Genomic DNA, 17,801 nt, shown 5'->3' with positions numbered 1-17,801 from the left:
TCAATCCTGTTTTTCTCTGTTAAGGAAACACTATTTTTTGGTAAACAAGGCCATTGACTCCAGGTGTCCGGTATGCGGAAACATATCCAGCATTCCCAAGCGTTCCAACTGATAACCTTTTTGCAGTAATACCTGGCTATCGCGCGCGAGCGTAGCCGGATTACATGATACATATACTACCCTTTCAGGCTTAAGGTTCACTACATGCTGCATCACACCCGCAGCACCTGCACGCGCCGGATCCAATAGTATTTTATTGAAGGGTTCACGCGCCCATGGCAGCTTAGTGACATCATCATCCAGGTTTGCCTGATAAAAGGCAGCATTAGTCTGCTTGTTGCACATCGCATTCTCAGTAGCACGATGAACCATTTCTTCGATACCTTCAACACCAACCAGTGTTTTTGCTCGTTTTGCCAGCGGTAAACTAAAGTTTCCTAACCCACAAAACAGATCCAGTACACGATCACCTGGCTGAACATCCAGCCAATCGGCGGCTTGCCGGACCATTTTTTTATTCACCTCACGGTTAACCTGAATAAAGTCTTTTGGTGAAAAATGCAGCTTTAGTTCTTCCAGTTCATAGTACGGCGCATCACCGTGAACAAGCTCAATGTCATCCGATGTCGGCGCTAAGAATAGAATAACATTATGCTCTTGAGCAAAATGGCGAATTAATGTCATGTCTTTGTCAGAAAACGGTTTTAAATGACGAATTAAGACCACCCGCCCGTTATCCGCTTCCACCAGTTCGACATGGCCGAGGTGTTTTTGACCTTTCAACTGACTTAACAGGCAGCGTAATGGCGGTACAAGTTCATTCAGTGATTGCGCCAGCACCGGACATTGCTCAACATCGACAATCTCTTTGCTTTGTTTCTTGCGAAAGCCAAACTGTAATTTTCCCGCCCCCGGCATAATGCTGAATCGGGAGCAGCGGCGGTAATGCAGATCACTGCCAACAATCGGAGCGACCTGGGAAAATATTTGCTGCTGCTCAGTGGCTGCAAACTTGCTCATTAGCTCGGTTAGTGCCAGCTGCTTAGCCTCGACCTGCCCTGAGTGGGACAAATGTTGTAAGTTGCACCCACCACACTGGTCATAGATCGGGCAATGCGGTTTAATACGCGCCTGACTATCGGTAAGACGCTTGATGACCTTGGCACGAGCGTACTGCTTTTTGTCTTCAGTAAGCTGAACCAGTGCTTTTTCACCCGGTAATAAACCGTCAACAAAGACAGATTTACCATTAATATGACCAATACCAGAGCCAAGGTGATCTAAACGGCTGATTGTAATTTCTTTATGCTTGGTATCGGTTATTTTACGTTTTTGAGGCTTAAAAAAGCGTGCCATAGTGTTTTGACTCACTGAAAAGACATTGGTTGATTGTCGAGTAGCCCTAGTTTCATTAAGCTAAAGGCCACAGGTGGACGACAATTCTCCCACAGAATCGCATTCTTGTAATTAAGAGAACCATGACCAAATATGGACTTCGTGCCAGGGTCTTTACCCTGACATTAGCACCGACATTGATTATAGGCCTATTATTAAGCGCCTTTTTCACGATGAGCCGCTACCGGGATCTGGAACACCAGCTGATTTCGACTGGTGCCAGTATCATTGAACCGCTGGCAATTTCGACTGAATATGGCATGACCGATAAAAATCGGGAAGCGGTTCGTCGCCTGATCAGTTATGCCCACCGTAAGCATTCCCAGATCATCCGCAGCATTGCCGTCTTTGATGCCAGCAATCAGTTATTTGTCACCTCGAATTTTCATCGTAACTTTGAAATCCTGATGTATCCGGATGATCAACCGATCCCGTTGCTGCTCGATACCCGGCTCAATGATAATGCGTTGATCCTGCGCGCCCCTATTGTAACCGAAGGTCAATTTGGTAGTAGTTCGCAATCGAATTACCAAGGCCAGGCATTAGGGTATATCGCCCTCGAATTAGACTTAAGTGCCCTGCGCCTCCAGCAGTACCAGGAAGTTTTCACCGCCCTGATGGTGCTACTACTGGGATTAACACTGTCCTCACTGTTTGCTTACCGTTTAATGCAGGATGTTACCCGGCCGATCTCACACATGGTCAGTGTGGTCGATCGGATCCGGCGCGGTCACTTGGATATTCGAATCGAAGGTGAACTGCTTGGTGAACTGGATACCTTGAAGAATGGTATCAATGCCATGGCGATCTCGCTATCTGAATACCACATTGAAATGCAGCAGAGCATCGATCAGGCAACGTCCGATCTGCGCGAAACCCTAGAGCAGCTAGAAATCCAAAACGTTGAGCTGGATATCGCCAAGAAGCGTGCCCAGGAAGCCGCGCGTGTGAAGTCCGAATTCCTGGCGAATATGTCACACGAACTGCGAACACCACTCAATGGAGTTATCGGCTTTACCCGTCAGATGCTGAAAACCCGCCTCAGTTCGAGCCAGCAAGATTACCTGCTAACCATCGAAAAATCGGCAAATAACCTGCTGACCATCATTAACGACATCCTCGACTTCTCGAAACTGGAAGCTGGCAAATTGCTGCTGGAAAATATCCCGTTTGATTTTACCGAGTCACTGGATGAGGTGATGTGTCTGCTGGCACCGAGCGCGCACGAAAAAGGGCTTGAACTCACACTGAAAATTGATAACCGGATCCCGGCAGGCCTAATTGGTGATCCGCTGCGTATTCAGCAAGTGATCACCAACCTCATAGGTAACGCCGTTAAATTTACCGAACGCGGCAATATCGACGTCTCGGTCGAACTGAAAACCGATAAAGATGAAAATGTCGAACTGCAATTTATGGTGCGCGATACGGGGATCGGGATTTCTGAGCGCCAGCAGGCACAGCTATTCCAGGCATTCAGCCAGGCCGATGCCAGCATTTCGCGCCGTTACGGCGGTACCGGACTCGGCCTGGTGATCACCCAAAAATTGGTGACCCAGATGGGCGGGGAAATTCGCCTGACCAGTCGATTGCACCAAGGCTCGACCTTCTGGTTCTCATTAAAAATGCAAAAAACTGATCTGCCGGTTTCTCAGCCGATTAATACCTCTTCGCTGATTGGTAAGAAACTGCTGTTAATTGAACCGAACATGCAGGCCGCCTCCGTCGTTCAGCAACGCTTAATTAACGCCGGTATGCAAGTGACTTACCGTTCGAGCATGCCGGAAGATGCCGAACATCACCACTTTGCGCTATTGTGCCTAACGCCGGGCCAGCAGCCACCCATTGCCACTTTACTCGACCGGGTATTCAAGGCTGAACAAATTACGGACAAGGTGATTGTCAGTCTGCCAGCCACAGAGCTGGCATTATCTGAACGCCTCATCAATGCCGGCGTATCGGCTTGTTTAGGTAAGCCGCTGGCACACCGCAAGCTGTTTGAAGTGCTAAGCAATGCGCCTGATGATCAAGTTGAGCAGGATGTACCGCTGCTACCAGAACCAGCACAAACCATCGAGCCTCTGACCGTGATGGCGGTTGATGATAACCCAGCGAACCTGAAGCTCATCGCGGCACTGCTGAGTGAACGGGTAGAAACGGTTATTACCGCAACGGGGGGAAGAAAGGCCGTAGAGTACGCTCATCAGAAAGCCTTTGATTTAATCTTTATGGATATTCAAATGCCGGAAATGGATGGTGTAACGGCCTGTCAGGAGATCCACAAAACGGAGCTGAACCACACGACGCCGGTGATTGCCGTTACCGCCCATGCGATGGCAGGCGAACGTGAACGGTTGATCAATGCAGGGATGGATGATTACCTCACCAAGCCGATTGAAGAGCGCATCCTGCAACAAATACTGGCTAAGTGGACCACGAGTTCTCATGATGCGATTCCGGCAGAAGCGGAAGGCGGCATTGCCGCTGGCGTCACTGAAGCCTCCTCCCCGGGCCAGACTGTAGCAGTAAACCAAAATATCAGCTGGGACTGGGAACTGGCACTAGCACAAGCCGCGGGAAAAGAAGATCTGGCAAAAGACATGTTGCAAATGCTGCTCGATTTCATGCCCGAAGTGGAAATGCTGGTGAATGAAGCCTTGGACGGTAAAGATATCGATTTATGGTCGACTATTCACAAGTTACATGGCAGCTGTGCATACAGTGGCGTACCGCGGCTGAAAAACCTCTGCCATACCATAGAGACGCAGCTTAAAGCCAACTCAACCGTCGGGGACATTGAGCCCGAGCTGTACGAGCTGGTCGATGAGATGAACAACGTGGTGAAAGCGTCAAAGGCGTATAGGCACTAGGGGCTAGGAATATTTTGAGTACAAAAAAGGAGAGCGATGAGGCTCTCCTTTTTATTGGTTTGTCAGATGAAAGTCTAGGGTCCTGTGGTCCTGCAAGGCTGCTTCTATGAGCCCTAACTGAGAGTCAAGCTTTTGCTTTTCCTCGCAACTCGAACCTAGTAACTCGAAACTGCTTATCCACAGAACCTCAGGGCCTAGAACCGCTCTTTCCCAGAGCCTTTGATCAGCTTTCCAATATCACCGTTGCCACGGCATAACGCTTCTCGTCCGCAATGGTCAGATGCACGTGGTTAACGCCCATCGCCTCAGCCAATTCCGCAGCTTTACCTGACAGACTCAATACGGGCTTACCCAGCTCATCATTACTGATCGTGAAGTCCTGAAAAGAGACGCCGCAGGCAATGCCGGTACCTAAAGCTTTGGATGCCGCTTCTTTGACGGCAAACCGTTTTGCCAGATAACGCCCCTTAAGCTTTAAACCCGCTAAGATTTCCAGCTCAGGTGCCGACAAGACTCGCTCAGCAAAGGCATCACCAGAGCGCGCATAGACTTTCTCAACGCGCCCGATGTCTGCGATATCTGTGCCCAGGCCGACAATTGCCATGCTTAGCGACGCGCTTCAAGCATGATAGCTTGCATATCGGCAACCGCTTTGTTCAGACCATCAAACACGGCACGGCCCATGATGGAGTGGCCAATGTTCAGCTCATAAATCTCAGGCAGAGCTGCCACAGGCTTCACGTTGTGATAGGTCAGGCCGTGACCTGCATTCACTTTGATCCCCTGATCATCAGCGTAGCTTGCGGCCGCTGCAATCTTCTTCAGCTCCGCTTGCTGCTCTTCTTCGCTTTCTGCATCGGCATAATGGCCGGTGTGCAATTCGATATAAGGCGCACCAGCAGCAACTGCCGCATCTATCTGCTCACGGTCAGCATCAATAAACAAAGAGACTTTAATGCCTGCCGCCGTCAGTTTTTCTGTTGCTGCTTTAATTTTGTCCAGCTGACCCGCCACATCCAGACCACCTTCCGTCGTCAGCTCTTCCCGTTTTTCAGGTACCAGACAGACGAACTCCGGCTGAGTTTCCAATGCAATGCTGACCATTTCATCAGTCACGGCCATTTCAAGGTTCATACGGGTCTGGATCGTTTCACGCAAAATACGGACATCACGGTCAGTAATATGGCGGCGGTCCTCGCGCAGGTGAATAGTAATACCATCGGCACCGGCTCGTTCAGCAACTTCTGCAGCGTGAACAGGATCAGGGTATCGAGTACCTCGGGCGTTGCGTAGAGTGGCAATATGATCGATATTCACGCCGAGTAGTATGTTCTTCATTTTTGGGTACTCCTTCCTCTAGGGATAAATAATTCCCTGCTTTTTAATGGTTTCCCGCCAAGATAAGGTTTCAGGGCCATCCGTGTAAAGCGTTTTGCTGCCTTGAGTTGATCCGGGGTTTCAAAATGTCGGGCTGCTATCGCTTTAAGCTGGCTACCGGTAAAGGTCAGCTGGCCTGTGATCATTGATGCAATAAAACCTTTTTGCTCGCGGTAGTTATAGGTCATGGTGTCTTCCACAGGCAGACCACTACCGGCACAGTGAAGAAAATCGATGCCATACCCCAGATGATGAAGCAGTGCCAGTTCAAAGCGCCGCAATGCCGGTTCTGGATTATCGGCTTGCGCCAGCTCGCGCAGCACATTCAGATAATCCAGAAACAGCACAGGATAAGGCGTGTCATTCTCGAGAACCCGAGCCACGAGTTCGTTAATATACAGGGCGGAATAGAGGATATAGCCGCGCATGGGCAGGCCGATACTGATAGGTTCGGCATGATTCAATGTTCGCATTGAACCACGGCCGGACCATTTCATAAACAGGGGGGTAAAAGGCTGCAATGTGCCTTTGAGGTTGGAGCGCTTACGGCGCGCTCCTTTCGACAAGATAGTCAGACGGCCATTGTCCTCGCTGAACACATCAAGGATCAGGCTCGTCTCACTATACGGGCGAGTATGAAGGACAAAACAGCGCTGCAGCCCCTCCATGGTGTTCCTTACAGATCGTCAATGTAACCCAGGCTACGCAGTGCACGTTCGTCATCTGCCCAACCCGATTTCACTTTAACCCATAGCTCCAGGTACACCTTACGCTCGAACAGCTCTTCCATATCAATGCGGGCTTCTCGACCAATGACTTTCATTTTTTCGCCATTTTTGCCGATCACCATTTTCTTCTGGCCCTTGCGTTCAACCAGAATCAAGCCGTTGATATCAAAACCATTCGTGCGCGGATTAAAATCGAAACGTTCGATCTCAACGGTCACAGCATAGGGTAATTCATCACCCAGGAAGCGCATCAGCTTTTCACGGATGATTTCAGATGCCATAAAACGCTGCGAACGGTCGGTCACATGATCTTCCGGGAAGTAGTATTCACCTTCCGGCAGGTGCTCGCGAACAATTTTTTCTACCGCATCAACGTTGGTACCGCTTTTCGCTGAAATTGGCACCACATCAACAAAGTCCATCTTCTTCGACAGCGCTTCAATATGCGGGAACAGTTCGCCTTTTTCTTTCACGTTGTCGACCTTGTTGATCAGCAGTACTGTTGGCAGCTCACTCTTAATAAGCTTGTTCAGTACCATCTCATCATCGTCAGTCCACATGGTGCCATCAACCAGGAAAAGCACTAGCTCAACATCGGTCAGCGAGCTGCTGGCCGCACGGTTCATTAAACGGTTAATGGTGCGCTTTTCTTCAATGTGCAGGCCAGGGGTATCAATATAAACCGCCTGGTAACCATCACGGGTATCAACACCCATAATCCGGTGACGGGTTGTCTGTGGTTTACGTGAAGTAATCGATAACTTCTGCCCAACCAGACGGTTGATCAGGGTCGATTTACCAACGTTCGGTCGGCCTACGATGGCTATAAAGCCGCAATGTTGCTTATCTGTCATGATTCCAACTGCTTAAGAGCAAGTTCTGCTGCTGCCTGCTCTGCCTTGCGCCGGCTGCTGCCTTTACCAATCACAGGCTTATCCAACCCTGTAATATCACATTGTACCGTGAACTCTTGATTATGAGCTTCACCGTGCACCTTAACTACAGTATAAGCAGGTAGCGGCAAACGACGCCCTTGCAAACACTCTTGCAGCCGTGTTTTAGGATCTTTCTGGTTAATACCAGGCTGAATGGTTTCAAGACGAGACTGATACCAGTCAAGAATAATCTTACGTACCTGCTCAGTGTCACTATCCAAATAGATCGCACCAATGATCGCTTCAACGCAATCAGCCAGAATAGAGTCACGACGAAAGCCACCGCTTTTTAACTCACCCGGGCCAAGCAGTAAATACTCACCAAGCTCAAATTCACGCCCCAGCTCAGCCAAGGTCTTACCGCGAACTAATGTGGCACGCATACGACTCATGTCCCCCTCATCCACTTCAGGAAAGCGGTGGTATAAGTCATCTGCAATTACAAAGCTTAAAATGGAATCGCCCAGAAACTCCAGACGTTCATTATGAGTACCGTTAGCACTGCGATGTGTCAGTGCTAACGTCATCAAATCACTATTATTAAATTGATACCCCAGCATGCGCTGAAGTCTATTAGCAGGAGATGTCATTTTATCTCGATCAGTTTATGCTACCGATGCGGTTAAAACGCACACCAGTAGGAATCCAGGATGGTAAGACACTCTCGGCACTTCTTTCAAGCTCAAAGCTGATCCAGATCACGACCGCCTTTCCGACCAGATTTTCTTCTGGAACAAAGCCCCAGAAACGACTGTCTGAACTGTTATCGCGGTTATCACCCATCATGAAATACTGGCCTTCAGGTACAACCCACTCGCTGATCCCCGGACGCGGATAGTACTTCAGCGTGTGGTCTCGCTTCAGTGGGTGTACTAAAATCTGGTGATTTACATCACCCAGCTTTTCATCTAGTTGGACAAAACGTGTCATGCCCTGACTGAACTCACTGTCGGTCATATTCGTCAGTGGCACCGGGGTACAGGTTGCAGAACCTTTCGGGGCAATACAAAGCTGCTTGCTGGAACTGTAACGAATCGTATCGCCAGGCATACCAACAACACGTTTAATGTAGTCAACATTGGGTTGAGGCGGGTACTTAAAGACCACGCTATCACCACGCTCTGGCTCACCGGTTTCAATCAACTTGTGACGGAATACCGGATCGCGAAGGCCGTAAGCGAATTTTTCAACCAGGATGAAATCTCCCACGAGTAACGTCGGCATCATAGAGCCGGATGGGATCTGGAACGGCTCATAAATAAATGAGCGAAATACCATAATGAGCGCAATCACCGGAAACATCGAGCTGGCTGATTCCACCCAGCTCGGTTGCGGTGCAATGGCTTCAAGGGTTTTAGCATCTACTTGATCGCCAGCGTTAGCTGCTGCCGCATCAATCTTTAATTGACGTTTCGGTGCCCAGATAAATTTATCCAACGCCCAAATGATCCCGGTCAGTAGCGTGGCCAGAACCAGAATTAACGAAAAAGTATTTGCCATTTTATTCCCTATGAATGTCTCAACTCATCACAAACGGGTTGGTCCGTGAAACAGAAATGCCGATTTAATGAATTTAAATCAGCACTTCGTATGACATCAAACTCGCTTGTGATGAGATAAAAGTTACTACTTATTTTTTACCTACGTGCAAAATAGCAAGGAACGCTTCCTGAGGCAGTTCGACATTGCCGATCTGCTTCATACGCTTTTTACCTTCTTTCTGCTTCTGTAGCAGTTTCTTCTTACGGCTGATATCGCCACCGTAACATTTAGCAATAACGTTTTTACGTAACTGCTTAACGGTTGCACGAGCTATAATCATGCCGCCAATCGCCGCTTGAATCGCGATATCAAACATCTGACGAGGAATGAATTCCTTCATCTTGTCGACTAACTCACGACCGCGACCATTTGCATTGTCTTTATGCGTAATGATCGCCAGTGCATCAACACGTTCGCCATTGATCATTACATCAACACGTACCATGTTTGATGGCTCGTAACGCTGGAAGTTGTAATCCAGTGATGCGTAACCACGCGATGTCGATTTCAGACGGTCGAAGAAATCCAGTACCACTTCTGACATAGGAATATCGTATGTCAAAGCAACTTGGTTACCGTGATATACCATATCCACCTGCATACCACGTTTTTCGATACACAGCGTGATCACGTTACCCAGGTACTCAGACGGCACTAAGATATTACAACGTGCAATTGGCTCACCAATGACGGCAATATCATTTACTGCCGGTAGCTTTGACGGGCTATCGACATAAATAATGTCGCCGCGTGTCGTTTCAACTTCATAAACTACAGTCGGTGCAGTGGTAATAAGCGCAAGATCGTATTCACGCTCTAAGCGTTCTTGAATGATTTCCATGTGCAACATGCCAAGGAAACCACAACGGAAACCAAAACCAAGTGCAGAAGAACTTTCTGGTTCATAGAACAGAGACGCATCATTTAGGCTTAACTTGCCCAGTGCATCACGGAAGTTCTCGTAGTCATCAGAAGAAACCGGGAACAGACCGGCATAAACCTGAGGTTTCACTTTCTGGAAACCAGGTAATGGTTCTTCACAGCCATCTTTGGCCGTGGTGATCGTATCACCAACAGGTGCACCCAGGATGTCTTTAATACCACAAACAACCCAGCCAACTTCACCGGTATTCAGTTCAGTCGTATCGACTTGCTTAGGTGTAAAGATACCCAGACGGTCAATATTCCAAACCTGACCGGTACTCATCATTTTAATTTTTGCATTTTTCTTTAGTGAGCCATTTTTAACTCGAACCAAAGAGACAATGCCTAAATAATTATCGAACCATGAGTCAATGATCAAGGCTTGTAACGGACCGTCAGGGTCGCCTTGTGGGGGGGGAATAGCGGCTACGATGTTTTCCAGAACATCTTCAACGCCTAAACCTGTTTTCGCAGAACAACGCGTTGCTTCTAACGCATCGATACCGACAATGTCTTCTATTTCTTCCGCTACACGCTCTGGATCAGCAGCTGGCAAGTCGATTTTATTCAAAATCGGCACCACTTCTAAGTCCATCTCCATAGCCGTGTAACAGTTAGCTAATGTCTGAGCTTCAACGCCCTGACCTGCATCAACCACCAGCAAAGCACCTTCACAGGCAGCTAGGGAGCGCGATACTTCGTATGAGAAGTCAACGTGTCCTGGTGTATCGATGAAATTAAGCTGATAAGTTTCACCATCTTTCGCCGTATAGTCGAGTGTGACACTCTGGGCTTTGATAGTGATACCGCGTTCGCGTTCGAGATCCATGGAATCTAAAACCTGCGCAGACATTTCACGGTTGGAAAGGCCACCACAGACTTGAATTAGACGGTCGGATAAGGTCGACTTACCATGGTCGATATGTGCAATAATCGAAAAGTTACGAATGTGCTTCATGAATGGCGTGACTAGCTCGTGATTGAAATGAATGGGATCTTTTGATCAAGTTGACGGATTCTACCGAATTTCAGGGCTACTCGCTATCTTTCGATGCGGCATTTATCATCTTATCCACTGACAGAGGCTGCCCCAGCACTCGAATCAAGCTCGGTTCGTAAGCTGAATTTCCCTCTAAGCGCGTGGCATAATACCGGGCTATCAGCAAGCCAATGCCAGCACTGACACCCGCTGTCAGCACCACGCCAACTTCGCTGGTACCTGCTAATTCGACAAACCACCACTGCCCTAACGCGGCTCCCAGCAGTAAAAACAGCAAAGGCACGACATAAACCAGCAGGGCAGAATTCAGTATACTCTGTTCAGACAAGCCAATTTCAACCACCTGTCCAACCGTCAGCGACTTTTTCGTGGTGATTTTCACCTGATGGGCACGTTCCGGCACCGCTTCACTCACGATGCCCGTTCCACAACTATCCCGGGACCCACAATGGCCACAGCTGGTTTGTTGCTGGCAACTGACGGTGATACGACCCGGCTCAACGGCAACGACGGTTGCCAGCGTGTTCATCATGGTGCAGCCTTTTCAGCCGTAGAATTAGCCCCATTTTTTGAACCGACAAAAACAACCGACTCTGCGACCCGACGCGCCGTCGCCGGAGGAATATCGCCGACAACGGTCACTTCTTTCTCACCCTGTAAATGGCTATGCAACGTTCGTCGCCCTTGTCTTACTAATTGCTCTCGTACAGTATAGCTGTCTGCTTCTGAAACATAGATAGAAAAGCTAAATAATCCGTCACTGTACATTTTGCTTTCAACCGGCCGTTGAGTCAGGACTAAGCGATGGCGGTTACGAGAGACTGACTCAAACCCCTGAGGTAACCAGTTTACCTGCCAGCTCAGTTCGGCCTGAGGCTGGGGCGGCAACTGAACAACAGCGGGTAAATCAACACTGCGCAGGCTTTTCAGCACATCACCCACTTTAGGGTTCACGACATACGATACCGCACGATACTGCTCTAACGGTTCACCGTCACGATCGAGCAAATCGGCACGCATCACTAAACGGCTGCGATGATCAATCCACAACAGATAAGAATAACGTGCGCCGTCTTTAGGGGCGATACGTACTACATCACAGGCAACGCCCGCCTCGCGAGAGCGCCCCATCGAGATGAAGTCATAATTGGCCGACAACTCGTTAATATCAGACTGCATAATCGGCGGCAGGGGAGCCACCATCTTGTTGCTATCGATCGTAAAAGGATCCAGCCCTGGCTCGAAATAACTGATCTCATTGCCACGCTGAATCACCTCACGCGGCGGTCCGCTGAGGTAGATCAAATGTGCGTACGTCTGACCATCTTCAAGCGCATGGCGATATCGTAACGGTTCAATGCTGTTTTTCTTAATTAAAATGTAGGACAACTCGTAACTGAGCTCTCGACTAGCCTCATCCATCTGATGCAACAAAGCCTCTGCTGAAGCTATAGGCTCTTCGGCAAAGGCTTGCAAAGGCATCATCAGGCTGACCAGTGTCACGGCACCGACCAGAATTTTTCTCATTAATCCGCCACAGGTGAATTTGTTTCTAACAAGGTTCTGTCAATACTGCCATCTTCGGCGTTGAAACGCAGCTGAAGCTCATAGTCTTGCAACATCGCATTAATACGACGGCGCTGCTCCATAAGTTGTGCTTCATTAGATGCATTATTATGTGCACCACTGCGGACAGAATCACGGGTTAAGCTGACAGGCTCAGCTTTGCCTGCAAACGGGATGGTCTGCAGAACGGGTAATTGGGTATTGGTTGCTTCAGCAACCAGACCGTCATCACCGCCATTGTATTGTTGTACGCCGACAATAACCGCTAATGATACGGATGCCGCAATGGCTACCTGACCAAACTGGGTAAACCAAGCAGGTAGCGAGCGTTTTGCCTGACGCGGTGTAGGCTGAGACTCAGGGGCTTGCTGTACGGTTCTTATATCAACAACAGGAGCAACCACTTCAGGCTTGGCACTGAAGTCGGTGACCCCTGTATAAGCAGGTTCATTTTCTAACGCCAGCGCGACATTTGCAGCAATATTCCATTCTTTGCCTTGCGGAGCATCACCACGCATCACATCACCAATCAGGTTGAAGTTCTGCCAGGCTTGCTCACTCTCTTTGTCAACGGCCAGCGCATTGATAATGCTCTGATCCAGTTCTTCGCCGTCTAGCAGCGCCGAAATTTTTTCTTTATCAGCCATTTTTTTCACCGTTTGGCCCAACATTATCGCTGCATAAGAGGACGGATACGTTTTTCGACCGCCTCTCGTGCACGGAATATTCGTGATCTTACTGTACCCACCGGACAACCCATCACCTCGGCAATATCTTCATAGCTTAAACCATCCAGTTCACGCAAGGAGATCGCGGTTTTAAGATCGTCAGGTAATGCATCAATGGTACTAAAGACAACCCGCTTTAATTCATCAGACAACATTTGGTTCTCAGGGTTCGAAATTTCTTTCAACGCATTGCCATTTTCATAGTATTCCGCATCTTCAGCATCAACATCGGATGCTGGCGGACGGCGCCCCTGAGCGACTAAATAATTCTTCGCAGTATTAACAGCAATACGGTATAGCCATGTATAAAAAGCACTTTCGCCACGAAACGTCGGCAAGGCTCGATACGCCTTAATGAAAGCTTCTTGGGCAACATCAGGCACATCGCCCGAGTTGCTGACATAACGTGCAACAAGGTTACAAACTTTATTCTGGTACTTTATCACCAGAAGGTTAAACGCTTGCTTATCGCCTCGCTGTACTCGTTCTATTAATACCTGATCTGTTTGCTGCTCGCTCATTCGAGCGTGTACTCCTATATCTGTCTTGCACTCGTTGTTTCATACCTGCTTTGGCCTGGCATTCGGTTGGCTGTCACTTTCGACACCACTTCCCCGCCACCGAACCAGTGTTCTATGCAGACTGAGTTTGTAAAAACAATCTACAATATTCGGTCAAATCACAATAATATGAAACATTTATGAGCATGAGCACTATCTAAGACCCAGGGATAACGGCAAAGTTCCGGACCAAATGAAATAAAATCTCAACAATAGTGCGCGATTTTTTTATCACGATGGCGCATTATACAGCGATAAGTGCAGAACGTTATACCAATTCCATTAATTATCAGGGTAATTAAGAGCCTGTCATCCGTGCTCAATCAAGCTCAGACTTTTTTACAATGAGACTCTTTGCTCTATATTGAGATTGTTTTCTCGTAATTGATGGTAATTGGTATTTGATGGTCACAATGACCAATCCAGATGGAATTTGGTAAGATGTGGCGGATTGCCACAGGGATATGAATCGATATGAACGAAAACCGTGAACATCTTTGCGATGTATTAGTTATTGGCAGTGGTGCTGCCGGTTTATCACTTGCACTGCGCTTAGCACCACTGGGTAAAGTTATCGTCTTAAGCAAAGGTCCACGTAGTGAAGGCGCTACCTATTACGCTCAAGGTGGTATCGCTGCAGTATTTGACGAATCAGACAGCATTGATTCTCACGTTCAGGACACCCAGATTGCCGGTGCCCATTTGTGCGATGAAGCTATCGTTCGCTTTATTGCCGAAAATGCCAAACACTGTGTACAGTGGCTGATTGATGGCGGCGTGCCTTTCGATCGTGAAGAAAACGACAATGACGATACCAGCCCTCGTTATCATCTCACCCGTGAAGGCGGCCATAGCCACCGTCGAATTTTACATGCCGCGGATGCAACGGGCATGGCCGTTCAGAACTCGCTGCAAGAAAACGTTCTTAATCACCCTAATATTGAAGTATTAGAACGCCATAACGCACTCGATTTAATTACCCAACAGAAAATGGGTAACCACGATCAACCTAACCGTGTGCTGGGCGCATATATCTGGAACCGAAATCGCGAAGTGGTTGAAACCGTTCGTGCTAAATTTGTGGTCTTGGCCACTGGTGGCGCTTCAAAAGTTTATCAATATACCTCCAACCCGGATGTCTCATCCGGTGATGGCATTGCCATGGCCTGGCGTGCAGGCTGCCGCGTTGCCAACCTCGAATTTAACCAGTTTCATCCAACCTGCTTGTTCCACCCGGAAGCCCGTAACTTCCTGCTGACTGAAGCACTTCGTGGTGAAGGCGCCTATTTACGCCGCCCTGATGGCAGCCGTTTTATGCCTGATTTCGATGAGCGTGGCGAACTGGCTCCGCGTGATGTCGTTGCACGGGCGATTGACTATGAAATGAAGCGCCTGGGTGCCGACTGCATGTATTTGGATATCAGCCATAAGCCAGAAGATTTTGTGAAAAAACATTTCCCGACGATTTATGAAAAGTTGTTAGGTTACAGTATTGATATTACCAAAGAGCCAATCCCTATCGTTCCTGCCGCCCACTACACCTGTGGTGGTGTCATGGTTGATACTGAAGGGCGTACGGATCTGGATGGCCTGTATGCAATAGGCGAAGTGAGTTATACCGGCTTACACGGTGCTAACCGCATGGCGTCTAACTCTCTGCTCGAATGTGTGGTATATGCCTGGGCTGCCGCAGAAAGCATCACCAAGAAACTGGAACACATCAGCATGCCCGGTTCACTGCCTGGCTGGGATGAAAGCCAGGTTTGCTGTTCCGATGAAGAAGTCGTCATTCAGCACAACTGGCATGAACTGCGCCTGTTCATGTGGGACTATGTCGGCATTGTCCGCTCAACCAAACGGTTAGAACGCGCAATGCGCCGTATTCAGTTGCTCAAACAGGAAATTGATGAGTACTACAGCCACTTCCGAGTATCCAATAACCTGCTGGAGCTGAGAAACCTGGTACAGGTCGCTGAGCTGATCGTTCGCTGCGCCATGGCACGCAAAGAAAGCCGCGGCCTGCATTACACCTTGGATTACCAAGAATCCAAAGCCGATTCAGGCCCGACCATCCTGACGCCTGATCAGCCGTGTTAAGCAATACCGAAACTAGAATAAAAAAATCCCAGCTAACGCTGGGATTTTTTTATTGTCAGGCCAACTGATCCTGCGCCAGATTAAACCTGATATTCCGCAATGGCCTCATCTAGTGATTTCGCCTGATCGGCCACCGCATTGGCAGCCTGGGCATTTTCATGGGCAACATCTGAATTGGTGTTGGTAATATCACGGATCGACGTCACATTCTGGCCGATTTCATCCGAAACCAGGCTCTGCTGCTCAACAGCCGCGGCGATCTGGGTACTGGTGTCCATGATCAACTGCATATCAGTCATAATCTGGTTAATTCTTACTTCCGCACTGTCTGCCTGAGTAACACTCAGCTCCCCTTGCTCACGGCAACGCCCGATATGTACCACCACCTGATCAGTTTGCTCCTGCAAAGAGGCAATGATCGTCGTGATTTCTTCGGTTGACTGGCGCGTACGCAGTGCCAGAGAACGTACCTCATCGGCAACCACAGCAAATCCCCGGCCTTGCTCACCCGCCCGGGCGGCCTCAATAGCGGCATTCAGAGCCAGCAAATTGGTCTGTTCAGCAATGGCTTTAATAACATCCAGCACCGAACCGATGTTTTCAGACAAACTCGACAGGCTGGCAACCTCATCACTGGTCTGTGATAAATCGTCAGACAGCGAGCGAATGCGTTCTTTGGTGGCACTTACCTCAGAGAGGCCTTCCATTGCACCATGGTGGCTGCGATCTGCGTTCGCGGCAGCAGTTTCAGTATTCGATGCAATCTCACGAATAGTCATCCCCATTTCAGTGATCGCGGTGGCAACCGAATCGGTTTCTGCCTGCTGCTGGCTCATTGCCATCTCGGATTCCTTACTGCGGCGCTGCAACTGCTCTGACGCCACACCAAGCTCGGTGATCGCCCCCTGAACATTACCCACCAGCTGACGCAAGCTCGATAACAGATGGTTAAAGTTACGTGCCATCTCCGCCAGTTCATCGTCGCCGCTCTCATCGGCAATCGACGTCAGATCATGGCTGCGGGCAATGGTTGCCATCAAATCACTCAGCCCCTGAACCCGGCGCTGAACTGAACTACTGATCAACCAAGACAAAATCAATAGTGCAATGATAACGATCACCACCGCTACGGTAATCAACTGCCCGGTCAGCTTGCGATCCGCCGCAACTTCCTCAGCCAGCTGTAGCTGGACATCAGCGAACACTTTTTCGACCTGATGGGATTGCGTCCGGATTTCACCACGCAACCCATCCTTGTGGGTCAGTCCAATCTGTTGTTGCAGCTTAACGATCTGTTCAAAGGTGCGGTGAAATTCAATAAATGCATCACCAAAATCCCGCTCAAGTAGACGGCCATTTTTATCGTAAGCCGCATGGTACTCATTCAGATAATCCACGTCGTTAGTCAGGGTAAACAACTTCGCGGTCAGCGTTAAGCTATAGATTTCCAGTGAATCTAAGTTATGCTCATCAGCAGTCTTTAGCAGTTGCTCTGAACGGTCAAAAAATGGACGGTAGAAACCATCACTGTGGCTAAGCCCTATTTTCTGGTAGCCCTCAATCAATGCCATCATGCCATCGTGATAACGCGCTATCGCACTCGGAAGCGTCTGCAAACTCGGTATGGTTATGGATAATTCCGCCAAATCACCGGAGAGATCAGTCAGCTGCGCCTGAAAACGGGCATAATTCGCCTGAAATGCCTGCTGGTATTTACTATCCATCCGCATCAGAAAGTCCTTCTCGTTCCGACGCAGATTCAGTAACGTCACTTCCAGCTCGCTGGCAGAAATAGCTGAATGATTGATCGCCATCGTGCGTTCGTTGGCGATCCAGCTCATGCCTAAAATCAACAGTAATGCCGTAACAGATATAACGGTTAATCCCAGTAGCTTATGTTTTATTTTCATTGCAAATACATTCCGCCTGATTTCATCTACCGCTGACTAACGGTAAAGGTACTATAGTTAATCGACCAGAAAGGACTTATCTTTAATTGGTAGCGTTAAATAATAATGAGAAAAGAGCCATCTATAAAATAAAACACTAATAATCATAGAATTACAACTGATTGTACCT

15 protein-coding genes are annotated in these 17,801 nt (G+C 48.6%); 2 read left to right on the top strand and 13 right to left on the bottom strand.

What is annotated here, in order from left to right; all coding sequences use genetic code 11:
• Positions 1-30 precede the first annotated feature (30 nt).
• Positions 31-1,356: a 23S rRNA (uracil(1939)-C(5))-methyltransferase RlmD gene (gene rlmD / locus C9I89_RS13135; protein WP_107283789.1), complete on the bottom strand. Its 1,326-nt coding sequence runs from the start codon at positions 1,354-1,356 to the stop codon at positions 31-33.
• A gap of 122 nt (positions 1,357-1,478) precedes the next feature.
• Between rlmD and barA the strand changes: the two genes are divergently transcribed.
• The gene (barA, locus tag C9I89_RS13130) at positions 1,479-4,265 is read left to right on the top strand and encodes a two-component sensor histidine kinase BarA (RefSeq protein ID WP_107283788.1); all 2,787 of its coding nucleotides are present in this window, start codon (positions 1,479-1,481) and stop codon (positions 4,263-4,265) included.
• A 223-nt stretch (positions 4,266-4,488) separates the two neighbouring features.
• Here barA and acpS read toward each other — a convergent pair whose 3' ends face one another.
• The 11 genes from acpS to rpoE all read right to left on the bottom strand — a co-directional run bounded on the left by acpS (position 4,489) and on the right by rpoE (position 13,586).
• Positions 4,489-4,869 carry a holo-ACP synthase gene (gene acpS / locus C9I89_RS13125; RefSeq protein ID WP_107283787.1) on the bottom strand — a complete coding sequence of 127 codons (381 nt, stop codon included), beginning with the start codon at positions 4,867-4,869 and terminating at the stop codon, positions 4,489-4,491.
• 2 nt (positions 4,870-4,871) lie between these two features.
• The gene (pdxJ, locus tag C9I89_RS13120; protein WP_107283786.1) at positions 4,872-5,603 is read right to left on the bottom strand and encodes a pyridoxine 5'-phosphate synthase; all 732 of its coding nucleotides are present in this window, start codon (positions 5,601-5,603) and stop codon (positions 4,872-4,874) included.
• The gene (recO, locus tag C9I89_RS13115) at positions 5,600-6,310 is read right to left on the bottom strand and encodes a DNA repair protein RecO (protein WP_107283785.1); all 711 of its coding nucleotides are present in this window, start codon (positions 6,308-6,310) and stop codon (positions 5,600-5,602) included. Before recO ends, pdxJ begins: the two co-directional genes overlap by 4 nt.
• Positions 6,311-6,318: 8 nt before the next feature.
• Positions 6,319-7,224, bottom strand: coding sequence for a GTPase Era (era, locus tag C9I89_RS13110; protein ID WP_107283784.1), 906 nt, complete (start codon positions 7,222-7,224; stop codon positions 6,319-6,321).
• Positions 7,221-7,895 carry a ribonuclease III gene (gene rnc / locus C9I89_RS13105; RefSeq protein ID WP_107283783.1) on the bottom strand — a complete coding sequence of 225 codons (675 nt, stop codon included), beginning with the start codon at positions 7,893-7,895 and terminating at the stop codon, positions 7,221-7,223. The genes era and rnc overlap by 4 nt, the downstream gene beginning before the upstream one ends.
• 10 nt (positions 7,896-7,905) lie before the next feature.
• Complete coding sequence (lepB, locus tag C9I89_RS13100) at positions 7,906-8,805, bottom strand: signal peptidase I (protein ID WP_107283782.1); 900 nt, start codon at positions 8,803-8,805, stop codon at positions 7,906-7,908.
• Between the two features lie 130 nt (positions 8,806-8,935).
• On the bottom strand, positions 8,936-10,729 hold the full coding sequence (lepA, locus tag C9I89_RS13095) for a translation elongation factor 4 (protein WP_107283781.1): 1,794 nt from the start codon (positions 10,727-10,729) through the stop codon (positions 8,936-8,938).
• A 76-nt stretch (positions 10,730-10,805) separates the two neighbouring features.
• On the bottom strand, positions 10,806-11,303 hold the full coding sequence (locus C9I89_RS13090; RefSeq protein WP_107283780.1) for a SoxR reducing system RseC family protein: 498 nt from the start codon (positions 11,301-11,303) through the stop codon (positions 10,806-10,808).
• Complete coding sequence (gene rseB / locus C9I89_RS13085; protein ID WP_107283779.1) at positions 11,300-12,298, bottom strand: sigma-E factor regulatory protein RseB; 999 nt, start codon at positions 12,296-12,298, stop codon at positions 11,300-11,302. The genes C9I89_RS13090 and rseB overlap by 4 nt, the downstream gene beginning before the upstream one ends.
• Positions 12,298-12,984: an RseA family anti-sigma factor gene (locus tag C9I89_RS13080; protein ID WP_107283819.1), complete on the bottom strand. Its 687-nt coding sequence runs from the start codon at positions 12,982-12,984 to the stop codon at positions 12,298-12,300. Before C9I89_RS13080 ends, rseB begins: the two co-directional genes overlap by 1 nt.
• Before the next feature lie 23 nt (positions 12,985-13,007).
• Positions 13,008-13,586 (bottom strand): RNA polymerase sigma factor RpoE, encoded by a 579-nt coding sequence (gene rpoE / locus C9I89_RS13075; protein ID WP_107283778.1) that lies wholly within the window; start codon positions 13,584-13,586, stop codon positions 13,008-13,010.
• A gap of 513 nt (positions 13,587-14,099) precedes the next feature.
• Between rpoE and nadB the strand changes: the two genes are divergently transcribed.
• Positions 14,100-15,722, top strand: a complete 1,623-nt coding sequence (nadB, locus tag C9I89_RS13070; RefSeq protein ID WP_107283777.1) for an L-aspartate oxidase — start codon at positions 14,100-14,102, stop codon at positions 15,720-15,722.
• 80 nt (positions 15,723-15,802) lie between these two features.
• Here the strand turns inward: nadB and C9I89_RS13065 are convergent, their stop codons facing one another.
• Positions 15,803-17,632: a methyl-accepting chemotaxis protein gene (locus tag C9I89_RS13065; RefSeq protein WP_107283776.1), complete on the bottom strand. Its 1,830-nt coding sequence runs from the start codon at positions 17,630-17,632 to the stop codon at positions 15,803-15,805.
• Between the last annotated feature and the right edge of the window lie 169 nt (positions 17,633-17,801).

Origin of the sequence: Photobacterium lipolyticum (assembly GCF_003026475.1) — a bacterium.
Classification (GTDB): Bacteria; Pseudomonadota; Gammaproteobacteria; order Enterobacterales; family Vibrionaceae; genus Photobacterium; species Photobacterium lipolyticum.
The sequence above is the reverse complement of the archived record's forward strand: the minus strand, read 5'-3'. Positions and strand labels throughout refer to the sequence as shown.